The following is a 16,150-nucleotide window of genomic DNA, read 5'->3' as shown; positions in this document are numbered from 1 at the left end:
ATGGTGGAGACTAGGAGAGTCGAACTCCTGACCTCCTGCGTGCAAAGCAGGCGCTCTACCAACTAAGCTAAGTCCCCAGCTTATCATTTAAGTCAATGTTCTGATTTCTATTCGCTCTGCAATTGCTTGCTTGTCGTTAGTGGTGGGTCTGACAAGACTTGAACTTGTGACCCCACGCTTATCAAGCGTGTGCTCTAACCAACTGAGCTACAGACCCTCAGATACATCGTCATGAAGAACAACTTGTTGTGGATTCTTACTAATCGTCAATCTTTCGTTAAGGAGGTGATCCAGCCGCAGGTTCCCCTACGGCTACCTTGTTACGACTTCACCCCAGTCATCGGCCACACCGTGGTAAGCGTCCTCCCTAAGGTTAGACTACCTACTTCTGGTGCAACAAACTCCCATGGTGTGACGGGCGGTGTGTACAAGGCCCGGGAACGTATTCACCGCGGCATTCTGATCCGCGATTACTAGCGATTCCGACTTCATGGAGTCGAGTTGCAGACTCCAATCCGGACTACGATCGGCTTTTTGAGATTAGCATCACATCGCTGTGTAGCAACCCTTTGTACCGACCATTGTAGCACGTGTGTAGCCCTGGCCGTAAGGGCCATGATGACTTGACGTCGTCCCCGCCTTCCTCCAGTTTGTCACTGGCAGTATCCTTAAAGTTCCCATCCGAAATGCTGGCAAGTAAGGAAAAGGGTTGCGCTCGTTGCGGGACTTAACCCAACATCTCACGACACGAGCTGACGACAGCCATGCAGCACCTGTATCAGAGTTCCCGAAGGCACCAATCCATCTCTGGAAAGTTCTCTGTATGTCAAGGCCAGGTAAGGTTCTTCGCGTTGCATCGAATTAAACCACATGCTCCACCGCTTGTGCGGGCCCCCGTCAATTCATTTGAGTTTTAGTCTTGCGACCGTACTCCCCAGGCGGTCTACTTATCGCGTTAGCTGCGCCACTAAAGCCTCAAAGGCCCCAACGGCTAGTAGACATCGTTTACGGCATGGACTACCAGGGTATCTAATCCTGTTTGCTCCCCATGCTTTCGCACCTCAGTGTCAGTATTAGGCCAGATGGCTGCCTTCGCCATCGGTATTCCTCCAGATCTCTACGCATTTCACCGCTACACCTGGAATTCTACCATCCTCTCCCATACTCTAGCTAACCAGTATCGAATGCAATTCCCAAGTTAAGCTCGGGGATTTCACATTTGACTTAATTAGCCACCTACGCGCGCTTTACGCCCAGTAAATCCGATTAACGCTCGCACCCTCTGTATTACCGCGGCTGCTGGCACAGAGTTAGCCGGTGCTTATTCTGCGAGTAACGTCCACGCATCTAGGGTATTAGCCTAGAGCGCCTCCTCCTCGCTTAAAGTGCTTTACAACCAAAAGGCCTTCTTCACACACGCGGCATGGCTGGATCAGGGTTCCCCCCATTGTCCAATATTCCCCACTGCTGCCTCCCGTAGGAGTCTGGGCCGTGTCTCAGTCCCAGTGTGGCGGATCATCCTCTCAGACCCGCTACAGATCGTCGCCTTGGTAGGCCTTTACCCCACCAACTAGCTAATCCGACTTAGGCTCATCTATTAGCGCAAGGTCCGAAGATCCCCTGCTTTCCCCCGTAGGGCGTATGCGGTATTAGCATCCCTTTCGGAATGTTGTCCCCCACTAATAGGCAGATTCCTAAGCATTACTCACCCGTCCGCCGCTAGGTCAGTTACCGAAGCAACCTTCCCCGCTCGACTTGCATGTGTTAAGCCTGCCGCCAGCGTTCAATCTGAGCCATGATCAAACTCTTCAGTTAAAATCATTTCGAGTTTTATAAGTAAAACTCTTAAACTTGGCTCATCAATTTTCTGACTTAAATTTCGCTCAAATAAACTTCGAGTAATTTAAACCAATCAATTAATGAAAATATATTCGATTAATCAACCAGTAAAAATCCACACAAGTTGTTCTTCATAATCTCTTAATGATCTTTCCAACACCTCGTCAGTGCCAGAAGCTGGACTTAATAAACTTAACAACTCAGCACTTCGTGCTTCGTTCGTTTCCGTCTATCTCGTCGGTATGGGGTGCATTCTAGAGAAATTTAAAAGCTTTGCAAGCACATTTTATAAAGTTTTAAGAAAAAAGTACCTGTCTGGTTATTTTTAAACCAGATTGCTGCATATTTCATCTGTATTACTAAGTTTAGCTAAGTAATTATAAAAATAAAGTAGTCCACTTAGACTTTAAATCTATAAATAAAAAACCAGCCGAAGCTGGTTTTATAATCTTTTCATTTTATTGCGGTTTTTAATTGGCCTGTTCTGCCAGCCACGACATAAATTTTTGTCGTTCTGTTTTAGACGCTTGTTGCCACAGCTGAATCAGTTGCTGATCTGCACCGGCAACATTGCTAACAGTTGCAACGGGTTTGGTTGTCACGACTGCTTGCGGACTATACACCGCTGCTGGTTGTGTCACCGATACAGGTGCGGCCTGCGCAGATTCTGTTGAAGAAGTACTAAATAAGTTTTGTAAAATGCCACGGTTTAAATCTTTGGCTCCAGCCTGCTGCACCAGCAGCTGATTTTTCGCATCAAATAAACCGAATACCGGCTGCTTGGCAAACTCCTTGGCATCATCATGCGTTTTTGGTGGATTCACCAGCCCTAAACGGTATGTGGCTTTATCTTGTAAAACCGGAGTTTTAATATGCACGATGCCCGAACGTACAATATCGTGTGAACCAATGCCCGGATGCTCTTCAAAAAACTGTACATAACGTACGCTCAGCACATTCTCGCCAGGCTGCACGCTATAGTTATGATTACTGCTAAACAGACGGCTTTTCACTTCCTGACCATTTAAACCTTCAACCTTAATTTCTTCCGGTGCCGTAATGGTCACTGCGGAAAAAGCTGTACTACTTAAACTTAAAGCCAGTGCTGCGAAGGATAAACGTAAAGCCATGCTGTTCACTCTAGTCGATTGTTCAATTTTAGTTACACTATGCAGCGCTGAAATGACAGTTTTATGACAAAAATGGGGAAAGCCCAATTTCTCTCTTTTTAGTGTCGTTTTGCCATAAAAAAGAGCGCTGAATGCGCCCTTTCTTTGGTTTAGCTATGCAACTTAGTGAAAAGTTTTAAAACGATCTGCATCATTCATAAACTCTTTATCACCCGCTGGTGCTTCAATTGAACCGAACACCAGTTGCGCTCTTAATTTCCAGTTGGCTGGTACATCAAAGGTCGCCGCAACTTCTTCATCAATAATCGGGTTGTAATGCTGTAGCGATGCACCAATGTTGTTTTCTGCCAGCGCAATCCAGGTTGCAAACTGGGCAATCCCTGTTGAATGCTCTGACCATACCGGGAAGTTATCTGCATATAGTGCAAATTGTTCTTGCAGTGCTTTCACGACATCTTGGTCTTCATAGAATAACGCAGTACCAAAACCTGCGGCAAAGCTGCTGATTTTGCTGTCAGTTGATGCAAAGTTTTCAGCCGGCACCATTTTACGCAAGGTTTCACGTACAATTTCCCAGAATTTGGCATGTGACTCACCAAACAGAATCACCACACGTGAAGTTTGCGAGTTAAACGAAGATGGGCTTAAACGAACGGCTTCTTTAATAATTTCTTCAATTTTCGCTTCGTCTAGCGCCACATTTTTACCAATTGAGTAAATGGTACGGCGTTTAAGTAAATGATCTTTAAATGACATATCTTTTTCCTTGGTATGGTCTTGTGTTTATAACAGATGGATTTATCTTAACGGCTGCCTGGGCTGGAAAATAGCCCCAGTTTTATAACAATGTGTTGCATTTATGGAACAATAACCGCGCTTATCGTAGATTTTATGAAAACAAGTTAAATTTTAAAGCACGTCAAAGCGGATGGAGCATCATCCCTGCTCTAGGTTTATATCAGCCTTTGGGCTTAATTTCAGTTTAAAGGATATATAAAAAACTCCGCAAATCGCGGAGTTTTTTGAGCTGCTTATTTGTCTGTTTCAAACAGCGCTGCCACAAAGGACTTGGCTGAGAATGGACGCAGGTCATCAATTTTTTCACCTACCCCAATAAAGCGGATAGGCACATGGGTACGACTGGCAATATTAAACAGCACACCACCTTTGGCGGTACCATCCAGTTTGGTAATAGTTAAGCCAGTTAATCCAACCGCTTCATCAAACATTTCAACCTGGTTAATCGCGTTCTGACCGGTACCGGCATCTACCACCAGCATTACTTCGTGCGGTGCAGTGGCATCAATTTTTTGCATCACGCGTTTGACTTTGGTCAGTTCCTGCATCAAATGACCTTTGTTATGCAAACGCCCTGCAGTATCGGCAATCAAGACATCCATACCTTTGGCACGCGCACTTTCAAAGGCATCAAAAATGACCGAGGCACTGTCTGCACCATGACCTTGCGCGACCACAGCAACATCATTACGCTCGCCCCAGATTTGCAACTGTTCAGTCGCTGCGGCACGGAAGGTATCACCAGCGGCCAGCATGACTTTCTTGCCTTCACCTTGTAAACGTTTGGCCAGCTTACCAATGGTGGTGGTTTTACCCACGCCATTCACGCCCACCACCAGAATGACATATGGATTTTTATTCGAATCAATATGCAACGGTTTAACACGCGGCGCCAGTAAAGCCACCAGCTCTTCCTGCAAGGCTTTATACAACGAGTGTGAATAAATCAGATCACCACGCGCAGTACGTTCAGTCAGGTTGGCAATAATGGTTTTGGTGGCATCAACACCAATATCGGCCACCAGCAATTGCTCTTCAACTTCTTCTAAAAGTTCATCATCAATTTCTTTGCCACCAATTAAGATGTTGACCATCCCATCGGCAAAGTTTTTACGGGTTTTGGTTAACCCTTCTTTCATACGGCTAAAGAAACCGCCTTTTGATTTCTCTTCAGCTGCTTCTGTGGCTACAGGCGCAGAAACAGGTGCTTGTTCTACTTTAGGTGTTTCAACGATAGGTACATTTACCGCAGGTAAACTTGGTAAAGTGACATCGTCATCCCCGATATCAGCATCAATCAAAAATTTATTTTGCCCATTAGATTGCTGTTGCATGCCGAATCCTTGAAAAGCAGTGCGTTAAAAAGTTGGATTCTAACATAAACTGCCCGCTTTGACTTGTCATTGCCAATCATGTGTCGCAGGCTGCAAAAAGTTACAGGATTCCCTTGCTTTCACTGCCCCGTTTCTGAAGAATGAAAGCAAATACAGATGCATTGCGGATCATCTTTGTGATACTGAACAATAAAATTTTGCCTGCTGTGGTTCATCATTTAAAACAACAACGTTTCGCCCTTACCCTACTTCTGATCGGTTTCTCATCGAGCGCTTTGGCGGCCAATACTCAAAGCGAGCTGGCACGCAGTACCGTTGAAACCACGTTAAAAAACGGTTTAAAAGTCATTATTCGTGAAGATCATCGTTCGCCGATGGTGATGACTCAAATCTGGTACAAAGTTGGTAGCAGTGATGAGTCGGGAAATCTACTCGGCATTTCCCATGCACTGGAACACATGATGTTCAAAGGCACACATAAAGTGCCGAATGATGAGTTTACCCGACTCAGCCGGATTTACGGCGGCCGGGTCAATGCCTCGACCTTTACCAATTACACCAATTATTATCAGCTGTATCCAAAAACCTATTTTCCGATGGCGCTGGAGCTTGAAGCCGACCGGATGCGTAATTTATTGCTGCGCCAGCAGGATTTTGCCACCGAAATCAAAGTGGTGATGGAAGAGCGGCGCCAGCGTACCGATGACAATCCGCGTGCTTTGGCTTTTGAACGGTTTAAATGGATTGCCTACCCGACCAGTCATTATCGCCAGCCAATTATTGGGCATATGAAAGATCTGCAAAATATCCAGCTGGAGGATTTACGTCAGTGGTACAAGCAGTGGTATAGCCCGAATAATGCCATTTTAATTATTGTCGGCGATGTTAATGCTGAAGCGGCCTTGCTGCAGGCGCAAAAATACTTTGCCGATATTCCAGCGCGCAGCCTGCCAGCCCGCAATGATGTCCGCGAATTTGAACGTCTGGGCTATCGGCACATGGAACTGAATTTTCCGGTTCAGGTGCCGAATTTGTATATGGCCTGGAATGTCCGTTCGCTAACGACTGCGACCAATCCGCAAGATGCCTATGCACTCACCATTATTCAGCATTTATTAGACAGCGGCATTTCTTCTCGTCTGCAGCAGCGTCTGATTCGTGAGCAAAAACTCTTAAGCGCCTTAAGCGTCAGCTATGATCCATATAATCGTGGCGACAGCCTGTTTACCATTTCAGCTTTACCGGTGGATGGCGTGGATCTGGCCCAAGCCGAACAGGCGATTCAGGCTGAAATTGAACGCCTGAAAACCGAGCTGGTGCATGAACCGGAAGTAAAACGCGTGACAGCCAAGTTTGTGTCGAATTTGCTTTATAGTCAGGATGATCTAGCGGGACAGGCCAAGATGATGGGTAATCTGGAGGTGAATGGATTGAGTTATCGCCTGATGGATGAGCTGCCCCAGCATTTTGAAACAGTACGCCCGCAAGACATTCAACGCGTCGCCAATGTCTATTTTGTGCGTGACAATTTGACCACCTTATATTTGCGTCCACACAGCAAGTCACCCTAAAGGATACCGACATGCCCTATTTCCGTTCCTGCGTTCTGGTGGCCAGCTTATTTGCGATCAGTTCTGCGCAGGCCAATGTCAATACCACCACCGAAGTGGATGAAAATCCAAATACCTTACAATCTCTGCCACTGCTGCAAAGTCTCAGAAATATTAATCAGCAGAAATTGGATTATCGCGCGCCTTATGTGCATGACCTGAACAACCGTTATCAGGTCAGAACCCTGTTTGTGGAAACACAGGACTTGCCAATTCTGGATATACAGCTGACCTTTAATGCCGGTGCCGCACGTGATCGGGAAATTGAAAGCGGCTTATACGGCGTGGCCAATATGGCCGCCCAGCTCTTAGATGAAGGCACGCCCAAATATAACGCACAACAAGTGGCTGCCGTGTTTGAACAGGTCGGTGCGCAGTTTAGTGCGCGAGCCTATCGAGATATGTTTATTGTCAAATTACGGGTGCTGTCTGACCCGGAAAAACTGGAACCGGCTTTAGCCATGATGATGGAACTGCTCAAACATGCCACCTTTGAAAAACAGAGTATTGGCATGGTGGTCAGCAATAACCAGCTGGGGCAAAAACAGCTGAAAGAAAATCCCAGCCGGATGATGGAGATTCAACTGTATCGCAGCTTATATGGGCAACATCCTTATGCCCAGCCAATTAACGGCACCAATGGCAGTATTCAGCGGATTCAGCCCAAACATCTGCAACAGTTCCGTGAGCAGTTTCTGGTGGCGCAGAATATGAATATTGCCATTACCGGAAAAATGCAGGCCAAAGCAGCTTTAAATCTGGCAGAACGTATTGCCGGCAACTTAGCGCAAGGTCAGGCGGCTGCACCACTCCCCACACCCATCACAGCAAATGGCTTTCAGATTGTACACATGCCCTATCAGTCCAGTCAGGCGCATATTGTGCTCGGTCATATTGGCACCACACGTCATGATCCAGACCGGCTGGCTCTAGAAGTGGCCAATCGTATGCTCGGCGGTAGCGGCTTTCATTCTGTTTTGATGAAAGAACTGCGGGTAAAACGCGGCTATACCTATGGCGCATCCAGCAGCATGAGTTTTAGTCAGGCACCGGGTGTATTTCACATCAGCTACTCAACCCGGCAAGATCAACTGATGGACAGTATTCGTGTCGCGCATAAGGCACTGGTCGATTTTGTCCGTGAACCGATTGATCCGAAACAGCTGGAAGAAACCAAAAACGGCTTGTTAAGAGCCTATCCCAACCATTACAGCAGCAATGCCAGTATTAATGCCCAGCTCGGCAGTTTGGGATTTTATGGACAATCGGCACAGAGCCTGAGTGAATATTCAGTGCAGCTCAGTAAAATTAGCGCCGAAGATGTGCAAGCTGCGGTACGCCGGCATCTGCATCCGGAACATCTGACCGTGATTGTAGTCAGTGAAAGTTTAGACAAAGCGGCTTTAGAACAAGTTTTACAACACAATTTACAGACCACCGGCAGTCAATCGCTTCCTCAGGTTGAAGATATTCCGGCGATTAATATGCCTCCACATCCAGAGGAGGAAGTTGTTTTGCCTGACCCAGTTCCATCTGATGGGCCTGCATCAATTTAAGATATTGCCCATAACGCACCTGTGGCTGCTGCATTAAGCGCACAGCCATCTCCTGAGTTTCAGGATACATCGACTGCTGTGACAGATACTCAATATTCTGAAATTGTACGGACCCGACCGGGCGATAAAGTGCAATGGAAGATAACAGGAGAATAATGACAATAATGCTGACCACTACCCCATTATAAATTTGCTCTAACGTGAGTCGTGATTTTAATTGAATGAATAATTGAGAAATTTTTTGTATTGCGTCATGCATAGCCTACCTCGAATAGCCGTAGTGTAGGATGCTAGCGGTATTTGCACAAGATAGATGACCCAATTTTACCCGAACTGGCGAGTAAAATTGAGCCACTGCTGCTTAAGTCATCAGCGCGCGGAATACGGTATACAGGATAATACCCGCGACAATGGCCAGCACAATGAAGATGGCAAAGATACTGACCCCTTTTTCGGCATCAGCCGGATGCAGTTCATCATCATCGGCAATGCTGATTAGCTCACCATTATAAATACGGTAGAATTCTTCACGCTGCTGTGGATCGAGTGTACTGGTAAAGTCATGCACACGTTTACGCTGCGCCAGACAATACTCACCTAAATGAATTTCCTGATGGAACACCGCCTCATCGAGTTTTTTACGGTGATGATGGGCCAGCTCGATAATCTGCTCCGCACGTAAAGGCAGATCAAAGTTAAAACCGTCTATTGTATTTGTCATGTGGCTCTCCTTTTTATGTTACCTTTCTTATATGCATATCATAATAAAATTATAGAGTGTTCAATGTTTAATCATGTAAACTTGAAATATCACGGATCTGCCCCATCTCTTAGTTGACATTTCCACGAATGTGTAATATTAGTTTAACACAACCTCGATAAACTATTATTTAGACTGGCTATACAGTCTTTATTGCGATCATAATTAAAATAAAGGAGTTTTATATGATTCAGAGTATCTCTCACCATGATCTTGAAATTGCATATGCAAATGCGGTTAACACCATTCAATCACAGATGAACTTCCAAGATGCTGTGGCTGAACTTGAACAGGTTGCCCGCGCGGGTCATGGCAAAGCCGCTATGTTCTTAGCTGAACTGTACTATCAAGGCTTCCGCGTAGAACGCGATTCACTCAAAGCACAGTACTGGCAGAATATGGCCACCATGCAAGCATAAACAGACGTCACCTAGGTGGCGTTTTTTAATGCCTGAAATTTGTTTTTTATATTTGTTTACGATTTAACGCAAAGCTTAAACGCTTTATTCATCTGAATTTCCTACAATACAGGCACCACATTAGTGTTTATATGACATGAACCAGATTAAGTCTTTAAAACCCGCTGCCCAAGATATTCACATGAAAATCGGTATTCTAAAATCAATGATGTATTGCGGGGTACTTTGGGGGCTATATCATCAGGGTTGGGCCATGACCTCCGATCAGGATGATTTTATTTTTCCCTTTTGGTTAAACGGTGTCCAAGCCTATAAATATGCCAAGAAACACTGGCCAAACTACACTCCGCGCCAGATTAGCCCGCAGGATTTTCAGAATTCCCTGCTACCGACCTTAACCCGTTTAAAAGTTACACCGGCGCTGTGTCATTGTTCCAGCCAGCAATTCAAGCTGACCACACAGCAAATGAAACACTTTTTCTTTAATGACGCCCAGTTAAAGACCGCTTAACGTAGAGATTCATGCACCATTAAACCTCAATGAAAACAATATGACTGCTGATTATGGCCTCTAATGATAAAACTATTGGCATTTTTCAAAATTGAGGTTAAGTTAGAACCCATACCAAGAACAAAAATGGCAAGGACCAGACAGAATGACCAATGTAACACACGTATTAAAAGATAAGCATAGCCAGGAAATATACACCGTTAGTCCAGAAGCAACTGTACTCGAAGCAATTTCAATTATGGCCGATAAAGGCATCGGGGCGCTTGTAGTGACCCATGAAGGCCAAGTGGTCGGGATTTTATCCGAGCGTGACTACACCCGTAAAATTGCGTTGATGGAACGCTCTTCTTATGACACCACCGTCAATGAGATTATGACCGCAAAGGTACTGACCGTGACCCAAAGCACCAGTGTAGAAGACTGTTTGAGCCTGATGACCGATCGTCATTTACGTCATTTACCGGTAGTAGAAGATGGCAAACTGGTTGGACTGGTGTCGATTGGCGACTTGGTAAAAGCAGTGATGGATGATCAACGTAAACTGATCGACCAGCTACAACAATATATTGCCAGCTAAACAGACAATATAAAAAACAAAAAAACTCTCCTTCAAGAGAGTTTTTTTATGGCTAGCCTTTTAAAAAACGATCTTTTTTAAAACTGCTCGTTTAAAAGAGACTAAACAGGATTAATTCAAGCCCAGCTTGTGTGCCACATAGTCCGCATCTTTGTCACCGCGACCAGACAGGTTCACCACAATATTGGTGTCTTTGGACATTTTTGGTGCTTCACGCATTGCCCATGCGACCGCATGCGAGCTTTCCAGTGCCGGCACAATCCCTTCAACCCGTGATAGCTGAATAAAGGCGTCCAGACACTCCTGATCAGTAGCAGTGGTATATTCGACACGACCAGCATCTTTCAGGAAGCTGTGCTGTGGCCCTACACCCGGATAATCCAGCCCAGATGCAATCGAGTGTACCGGGAGTGGCTCACCCTGCTCATCTTCCAGCACATAACAGGCCATACCGTGTAACTGACCCGGTTTACCTAAGGTGAGGGTTGCAGAGTGCATATCGGTATTCAGGCCATGACCGGCTGGCTCAACACCAACCAGTTTTACTTCCGGATCATTCAGAAACGCGGTAAAAGCGCCCACAGCATTAGAACCACCACCGACACAAGCCACAATATAATCCGGCTGTGCACCAAAACGTTCCTGCGCCTGAACTTTAATTTCATCACCAATAATGGCCTGGAAATCACGTACCATCATCGGGAATGGATGCGGTCCCACCACCGAACCAATCGCATAAATATAGTTTTTCGGATCTTTTAAGTATTCTTCGAAGGCGCTGTCTACCGCATCTTTTAAGGTTGCAGTGCCGCGGGTCACGGAAATCAGCTTGGCGCCCAGAATTTTCATTTTTACGACATTGGGATGTTCTTTCTCAATATCGACCTGACCCATGTGAATTTCGCATGGAATACCGACCAGGGCACAGGCGGTTGCCAATGCCACGCCATGCTGACCAGCGCCAGTTTCGGCAATGACTTTGGTTTTGCCCATATATTTGGCCAGCAAGGCTTCACCTAAACAATGGTTAATTTTATGTGCACCAGTGTGATTTAAATCTTCACGTTTTAAATAGATTTGTGCCCCGCCCAACTGCTCAGATAAACGCTTGGCATGAAATAGCGGACTTGGACGACCCACATAATGTGCGAATAGCTCAGCCAGTTCCTGCTGAAATTCCGGAGTCTGACGAATTTCTTCGTAGGCCACTTTAATATCATCCATCGCCGCTTTCAGATGCGGTGGAATAAACTGCCCGCCATATTCACCAAAAAAGCCATCTTCATTGGGTAAGGCAACGCCATTCATCTGAGAGTTCATGCAGTATTCCTTCTATTTTATGAAGCTTAACGCGCCAAATAACGGGTTAAATCTTCAATCCCCTTTAACGTCATGGGATACATATGATTTTCAAAAATTTGCTGAATTAAACCGATGGTCTGGGTGTAGTGCCAATATTGCTCTTGTTCCGGGTTCAGCCAGGCGGTTTTATCAAAATGCTGGCGTAAACGGCGCAACCACACCTGCCCGGCCTCATCATTCATATATTCCACTGAACCCCCAACGGCATTCAGCTCATAAGGTGCCATACTGGCATCCCCGACCACAATCACACGATAGTCGCGTCCGTAGGTGTTGAATAAATCCCAGGTATTCATACGGGTGTGTGAACGGCGTACATTGTCTTTCCAGACATAATCGTACAGGCAGTTATGAAAATAAAAATATTCCAACGTTTTAAATTCGGTTTTGGCCGCACTAAACAGCTTTTCACACTGGGCGATGTGCGCATCCATGGAGCCGCCGACATCAAACAGCATTAACACTTTAACCCGGTTACGCCGTTCGGGTACCAGTTGCACATCCAGAATACCCTGTTTGGCGGTTTCACGAATGGTGCCATCGACATCTAATTCTTCAGCCGCGCCCTGACGGGCAAACTTGCGCAGACGGCGCAGCGCCATTTGCATTTGCCGTGAACCGAGCAGCTGGTCATCATCCAGATTACGGTATTGACGCTGTTCCCAGACTTTAACCGCTGAACGTTTACGGCCCGGCCCGCCTATACGCACCCCTTCAGGATGATCACCATAGGCACCAAACGGCGAGGTTCCACCGGTCCCAATCATGCGGTTACCGCCCTGATGCTTTTTATGCTGTTCGCGTAAACGTTCTTCCAGCATTTTCATCAGTTCTTCCAGTGAACCGGCTTTTTTCAGTTCTTCGCGCTGCTCCGGGGTTAAATGCTTTTCCAGCAGCTCCAGATCAAACCAGTCTTTCGGCAGCTTATGGACCTGATTCAGCAATTCATCCAGATCAAAGGTCGAGATACCATCAAAGTAATCTTTCATGGCCCGGTCGAACTTGTCAAAAAAGCGCTCATCCTTGACCATAATGGTTTTGGCCAGATGATAAAACTCATCCTGATTGGCAAAGACCAGACCTTCTGCCACTGCACGGTTCAGGTCAATCAGTTCGCGGGTGGTGACCGGGATGCCGTATTTTCTTAAGGTATAAAACAATCGCACAAACATGTGGCGATTACTCCCTTAACGACGAGCCATAAAGGCTAAGCGTTCCAGTAACTGAACATCCTGCTCGTTTTTAATCAGCGCACCGTACAACGGTGGAATGGCTTTGGTTTTGTCAGCATTACGCAGAATATCGTCCGGCATGTCATCCGCCATTAACAGGCTTAGCCAGTCAATCAGCTCAGAGGTTGAAGGCGGTTTTTTCAGACCTGGAATCTGGCGTAATTTAAAGAACACCTGTAGAGCTTCTGACACCAAAGTCGTGGAGATATTCGGGAAATGTACATTGATGATGTCACGCATGGTGGCTTCATCAGGGAAATCAATATAATGGAAGAAACAGCGACGCAAGAAGGCATCGGGCAGTTCTTTTTCATTATTGGAAGTGATGATCACAATCGGACGCTGCGTTGCGCTAATGGTTTCGCCAGTTTCATAAACGAAAAAGGACATTTTATCCAGCTCATGCAGCAAGTCGTTTGGAAACTCGATATCGGCCTTGTCAATCTCGTCAATCAGCAGTACACAGCGCTCTTCACTGCTAAACGCTTCCCACAGTTTGCCCGGCTTAATATAGTTTTTAATATCATAAACCCGGTCATCCCCCAGCTGGCTATCACGTAAACGCGACACAGCATCATATTCATACAGGCCTTGCTGGGCTTTGGTGGTCGATTTGATATGCCAGGTAATCAGTTTCAGTCCCAGGCTTTGCGCGACCTGCTCGGCCAGTAAGGTTTTACCGGTACCCGGTTCACCTTTAATTAACAGGGGCTTTTGTAAACGACGTGCCGCCTGCACCGCCAGCTTTAAGCTGTCAGTGGCGATGTATTGATCAGTACCAGTGAAGTGTTGTGTATCTACAGACATGAGATAACCTTATTTCAATTTAAACTTATTTTTGTAATTAAAGTGCTGTGCTGTTGTTCTTGGCAGCAAGACCTGCCTTACGCTGGCTATATTTAGACCAGAAATAACCAACCACCAGTCCTAAACCAATCACCACCAGAATGGCAGATAAATTGGACCAGACCAGCGGCATTTCCTTGGTTAATACACCAAACAGCAAACCAAAGGTGGCCGGTGCAATACCTGCATTATGCCCTTCGGAAATGGTAGGCGTCAGCAAGATAGCAAAGACCACAATCCAGCTTACGCCGCCAAGTGGATGAGGCAGACGTTTGGCAATTTCATACCAGCACCATAAAATAATCAGGCTACCCAATAGATAGACCGTAACGGCAATGGTATTTTCAGGAATTGATTCTAAAAAAGTCATTAAATTTTCCATCACTCAACTCCTGAATTTAACTTAGGCACCGCGTAAGCCTTCTGGCTCAACCGCATTCGGATTGATTAAACCTTCTGGCGGCATTTGAATAAAGAAGCCTTTGGTTTGAATCGAATCCATGACATGCAGAATATTGGCCCGCGCGAGTTTACGGTTTTCATGCAATTCTAAATCCATAACAAACGTTGCACGACCAAATGCAGTACGCAGTACTTCCGGTACCACTTCAAGCGGATCTGCCGCTTCTGCTTGATCATCTTGGCTTTCAATACGAGCGACATAAAGATACATTTCATCTTTTTTGCTCGATTTATAAATTGAACAGAACATATTCAGCACAATACTCGTTTAACTCAGGCCAAAGCATACATCAAAAAAAAGACGGATACATTAGTGATTATTAACGCATCAGTCGTGATTGTGTACAAATCATAATTCTGGCAGCAGTTTGCTGTTTTTTTAATCCATCACTATCATATGATTGGATAAATACTGCTGATCTTGATGCAGCACTTCAATCAGCGGCTTGGTCAGCAGATCATAACGCCAGCCCAATAAATAGCTTGGTAAATCCTGCTCATCATTTTTAAATACCACATGTTGATACAGGGCATTCAGCCATTTTTTCCGCATCAGCACTTCTTTAGGGATGCCGGTTTCATTGACGCCGCGTTGAATCACCTGCTCAATGTGCTGCCCGACTTCTTTGGAAGAATGGCGAATTGGACGCGCCATGCGCAGCGGCCAGTGCTCTGGATCGGGCAGGAATTTCAACAGATCTAAAATGGTTTTGCCATGTTCACGTAAAATATTTGGACGGATTTCCTTCACGTGTGACAGCTGGAAATTGTTTTTCGGATTTTTCTCAACCAGATCCAGCAAGGTGGTATTTTTCAGAATAAAGCTACGTGGCTGGTTCAAAGCCTTAACCATCTGTTCACGCCAGACCACCAGTTGCTGTAACTGCATGAGCTGACGGCGTGAATGGCGGTAATTGCCGACATCCTGATACAAACGCTCTAGCGGTGTATCTTCCCCAATTTCCTGGGTTAAATGACGGCAGTCTTCTACCACCAGATTCAGTAACGATTTTTGCTGCAAGTCCTGCTGTACTTTTTCTGCCAGTTGCATTAAATACAGCACATCATTGGCCGCATATTGCAACTGTTCCGGTGATAATGGTCGCGCCAGCCAGTCCGAACGGGTCTGATCTTTGTCAATATCGACTTCCAGCACCTGCTTTAAAGCATTCTGATAGCTGACCTGCAAACCATAGCCCAAAAAGGACATGCCAACCTGGGTATCAAATACATTTTTTAGTGATTTTTGCTGGGCATAATGATAGATCAGGTCAATATCTTCGCCGCAAGCATGGAAAATATTCTGCTGCGCCTGGAAGATTTTTTCCCAGAACGCCGAAAGATTCAGCGTTGTTCCATCCAGCAAATAAACTTTTCCTGCGACATTAATCTGGAACACCCCCAATTTGGGCCATAAGGTATCAACCTTGATGAATTCGGTATCCAGTCCATAGGTAGAGTTTTGACTCATTAATGTTAAAACATTTTCAAAGTCTTGTTGCTGTTGAATAAATTGGAACATAGCAGAGAGAGTCGTTAAAGTTTCTCAAGGGGTATTTTAACCAATAAATATAATTTAGCTATAAAAAAATAAAACTTACGGTATATTTTGCTGATTTTTTTAAAGTTTAAGCTCAAGATAAACAAAAGTTTATATTTTTTATATCTTAGTTAAAGTTTCAATATTTGATTAAGACCCAATTTAAAAAGTTGA

The 16,150-nt window shown here is 45.4% G+C and carries 15 protein-coding genes, 2 tRNA genes and 1 rRNA gene; 5 read left to right on the top strand and 13 right to left on the bottom strand.

Annotated elements, in window-relative coordinates:
- Position 1: 1 nt before the first annotated feature.
- The 6 genes from FTU86_RS03240 to ftsY form a co-directional block, all read right to left on the bottom strand.
- Positions 2 to 77: transfer RNA gene (locus FTU86_RS03240), tRNA-Ala, on the bottom strand.
- Between the two features lie 63 nt (positions 78 to 140).
- Positions 141 to 217 (bottom strand) — tRNA-Ile (locus FTU86_RS03235).
- A 61-nt stretch (positions 218 to 278) separates the two neighbouring features.
- Positions 279 to 1,815, bottom strand: a 16S ribosomal RNA gene (locus tag FTU86_RS03230).
- 494 nt (positions 1,816 to 2,309) lie between these two features.
- Positions 2,310 to 2,969 (bottom strand): DUF2057 domain-containing protein, encoded by a 660-nt coding sequence (locus FTU86_RS03225; protein WP_005178385.1) that lies wholly within the window; start codon positions 2,967 to 2,969, stop codon positions 2,310 to 2,312.
- Positions 2,970 to 3,131: 162 nt separating this feature from the next.
- Positions 3,132 to 3,725, bottom strand: coding sequence for a nitroreductase family protein (locus tag FTU86_RS03220; RefSeq protein WP_016658994.1), 594 nt, complete (start codon positions 3,723 to 3,725; stop codon positions 3,132 to 3,134).
- A 275-nt stretch (positions 3,726 to 4,000) separates the two neighbouring features.
- Complete coding sequence (gene ftsY / locus FTU86_RS03215; RefSeq protein WP_016658995.1) at positions 4,001 to 5,101, bottom strand: signal recognition particle-docking protein FtsY; 1,101 nt, start codon at positions 5,099 to 5,101, stop codon at positions 4,001 to 4,003.
- A 251-nt stretch (positions 5,102 to 5,352) separates the two neighbouring features.
- On the opposite strand from ftsY, the gene FTU86_RS03210 reads away from it, so the two are divergent.
- Positions 5,353 to 6,672 carry a M16 family metallopeptidase gene (locus FTU86_RS03210; RefSeq protein WP_373684788.1) on the top strand — a complete coding sequence of 440 codons (1,320 nt, stop codon included), beginning with the start codon at positions 5,353 to 5,355 and terminating at the stop codon, positions 6,670 to 6,672.
- An 11-nt stretch (positions 6,673 to 6,683) separates the two neighbouring features.
- Complete coding sequence (locus tag FTU86_RS03205; protein ID WP_180006329.1) at positions 6,684 to 8,267, top strand: pitrilysin family protein; 1,584 nt, start codon at positions 6,684 to 6,686, stop codon at positions 8,265 to 8,267.
- Positions 8,268 to 8,628: 361 nt separating this feature from the next.
- Here the strand turns inward: FTU86_RS03205 and FTU86_RS03200 are convergent, their stop codons facing one another.
- Complete coding sequence (locus FTU86_RS03200; protein WP_005178401.1) at positions 8,629 to 8,988, bottom strand: hypothetical protein; 360 nt, start codon at positions 8,986 to 8,988, stop codon at positions 8,629 to 8,631.
- Between the two features lie 224 nt (positions 8,989 to 9,212).
- Between FTU86_RS03200 and FTU86_RS03195 the strand changes: the two genes are divergently transcribed.
- The 3 genes from FTU86_RS03195 (at position 9,213) to FTU86_RS03185 (ending at position 10,534) form a co-directional block, all read left to right on the top strand.
- A complete protein-coding gene (locus FTU86_RS03195; RefSeq protein WP_005178404.1) occupies positions 9,213 to 9,446 on the top strand; it encodes a hypothetical protein in 234 nt (77 codons plus the stop codon).
- A 136-nt stretch (positions 9,447 to 9,582) separates the two neighbouring features.
- The gene (locus tag FTU86_RS03190) at positions 9,583 to 9,957 is read left to right on the top strand and encodes a DUF2750 domain-containing protein (RefSeq protein ID WP_180006330.1); all 375 of its coding nucleotides are present in this window, start codon (positions 9,583 to 9,585) and stop codon (positions 9,955 to 9,957) included.
- 145 nt (positions 9,958 to 10,102) lie between these two features.
- Entirely contained in the window at positions 10,103 to 10,534 is a 432-nt protein-coding gene (locus FTU86_RS03185) for a CBS domain-containing protein (RefSeq protein ID WP_005178410.1), read from the top strand.
- Positions 10,535 to 10,645: 111 nt separating this feature from the next.
- On the opposite strand, the gene trpB is transcribed toward FTU86_RS03185, so the two are convergent.
- The 6 genes from trpB to FTU86_RS03155 all read right to left on the bottom strand — a co-directional run bounded on the left by trpB (position 10,646) and on the right by FTU86_RS03155 (position 15,958).
- Positions 10,646 to 11,854, bottom strand: a complete 1,209-nt coding sequence (gene trpB, locus FTU86_RS03180; RefSeq protein ID WP_016658999.1) for a tryptophan synthase subunit beta — start codon at positions 11,852 to 11,854, stop codon at positions 10,646 to 10,648.
- A gap of 26 nt (positions 11,855 to 11,880) precedes the next feature.
- Positions 11,881 to 13,068, bottom strand: a complete 1,188-nt coding sequence (locus tag FTU86_RS03175) for a VWA domain-containing protein (RefSeq protein ID WP_104505803.1) — start codon at positions 13,066 to 13,068, stop codon at positions 11,881 to 11,883.
- Between the two features lie 15 nt (positions 13,069 to 13,083).
- Positions 13,084 to 13,935, bottom strand: coding sequence for a MoxR family ATPase (locus FTU86_RS03170; RefSeq protein ID WP_045795395.1), 852 nt, complete (start codon positions 13,933 to 13,935; stop codon positions 13,084 to 13,086).
- Positions 13,936 to 13,972: 37 nt separating this feature from the next.
- Entirely contained in the window at positions 13,973 to 14,356 is a 384-nt protein-coding gene (locus tag FTU86_RS03165) for a hypothetical protein (RefSeq protein ID WP_045795396.1), read from the bottom strand.
- Between the two features lie 21 nt (positions 14,357 to 14,377).
- Positions 14,378 to 14,686: a YcgL domain-containing protein gene (locus FTU86_RS03160; RefSeq protein ID WP_005178417.1), complete on the bottom strand. Its 309-nt coding sequence runs from the start codon at positions 14,684 to 14,686 to the stop codon at positions 14,378 to 14,380.
- Between the two features lie 129 nt (positions 14,687 to 14,815).
- Positions 14,816 to 15,958: an HRDC domain-containing protein gene (locus FTU86_RS03155; protein WP_168395830.1), complete on the bottom strand. Its 1,143-nt coding sequence runs from the start codon at positions 15,956 to 15,958 to the stop codon at positions 14,816 to 14,818.
- Positions 15,959 to 16,150 lie beyond the last annotated feature (192 nt).

It is taken from the genome of Acinetobacter sp. YH12155 (assembly GCF_013418255.1).
GTDB lineage: Bacteria > Pseudomonadota > Gammaproteobacteria > Pseudomonadales > Moraxellaceae > Acinetobacter > Acinetobacter indicus.
This window is presented reverse-complemented; position numbering and strand designations above follow the sequence as displayed.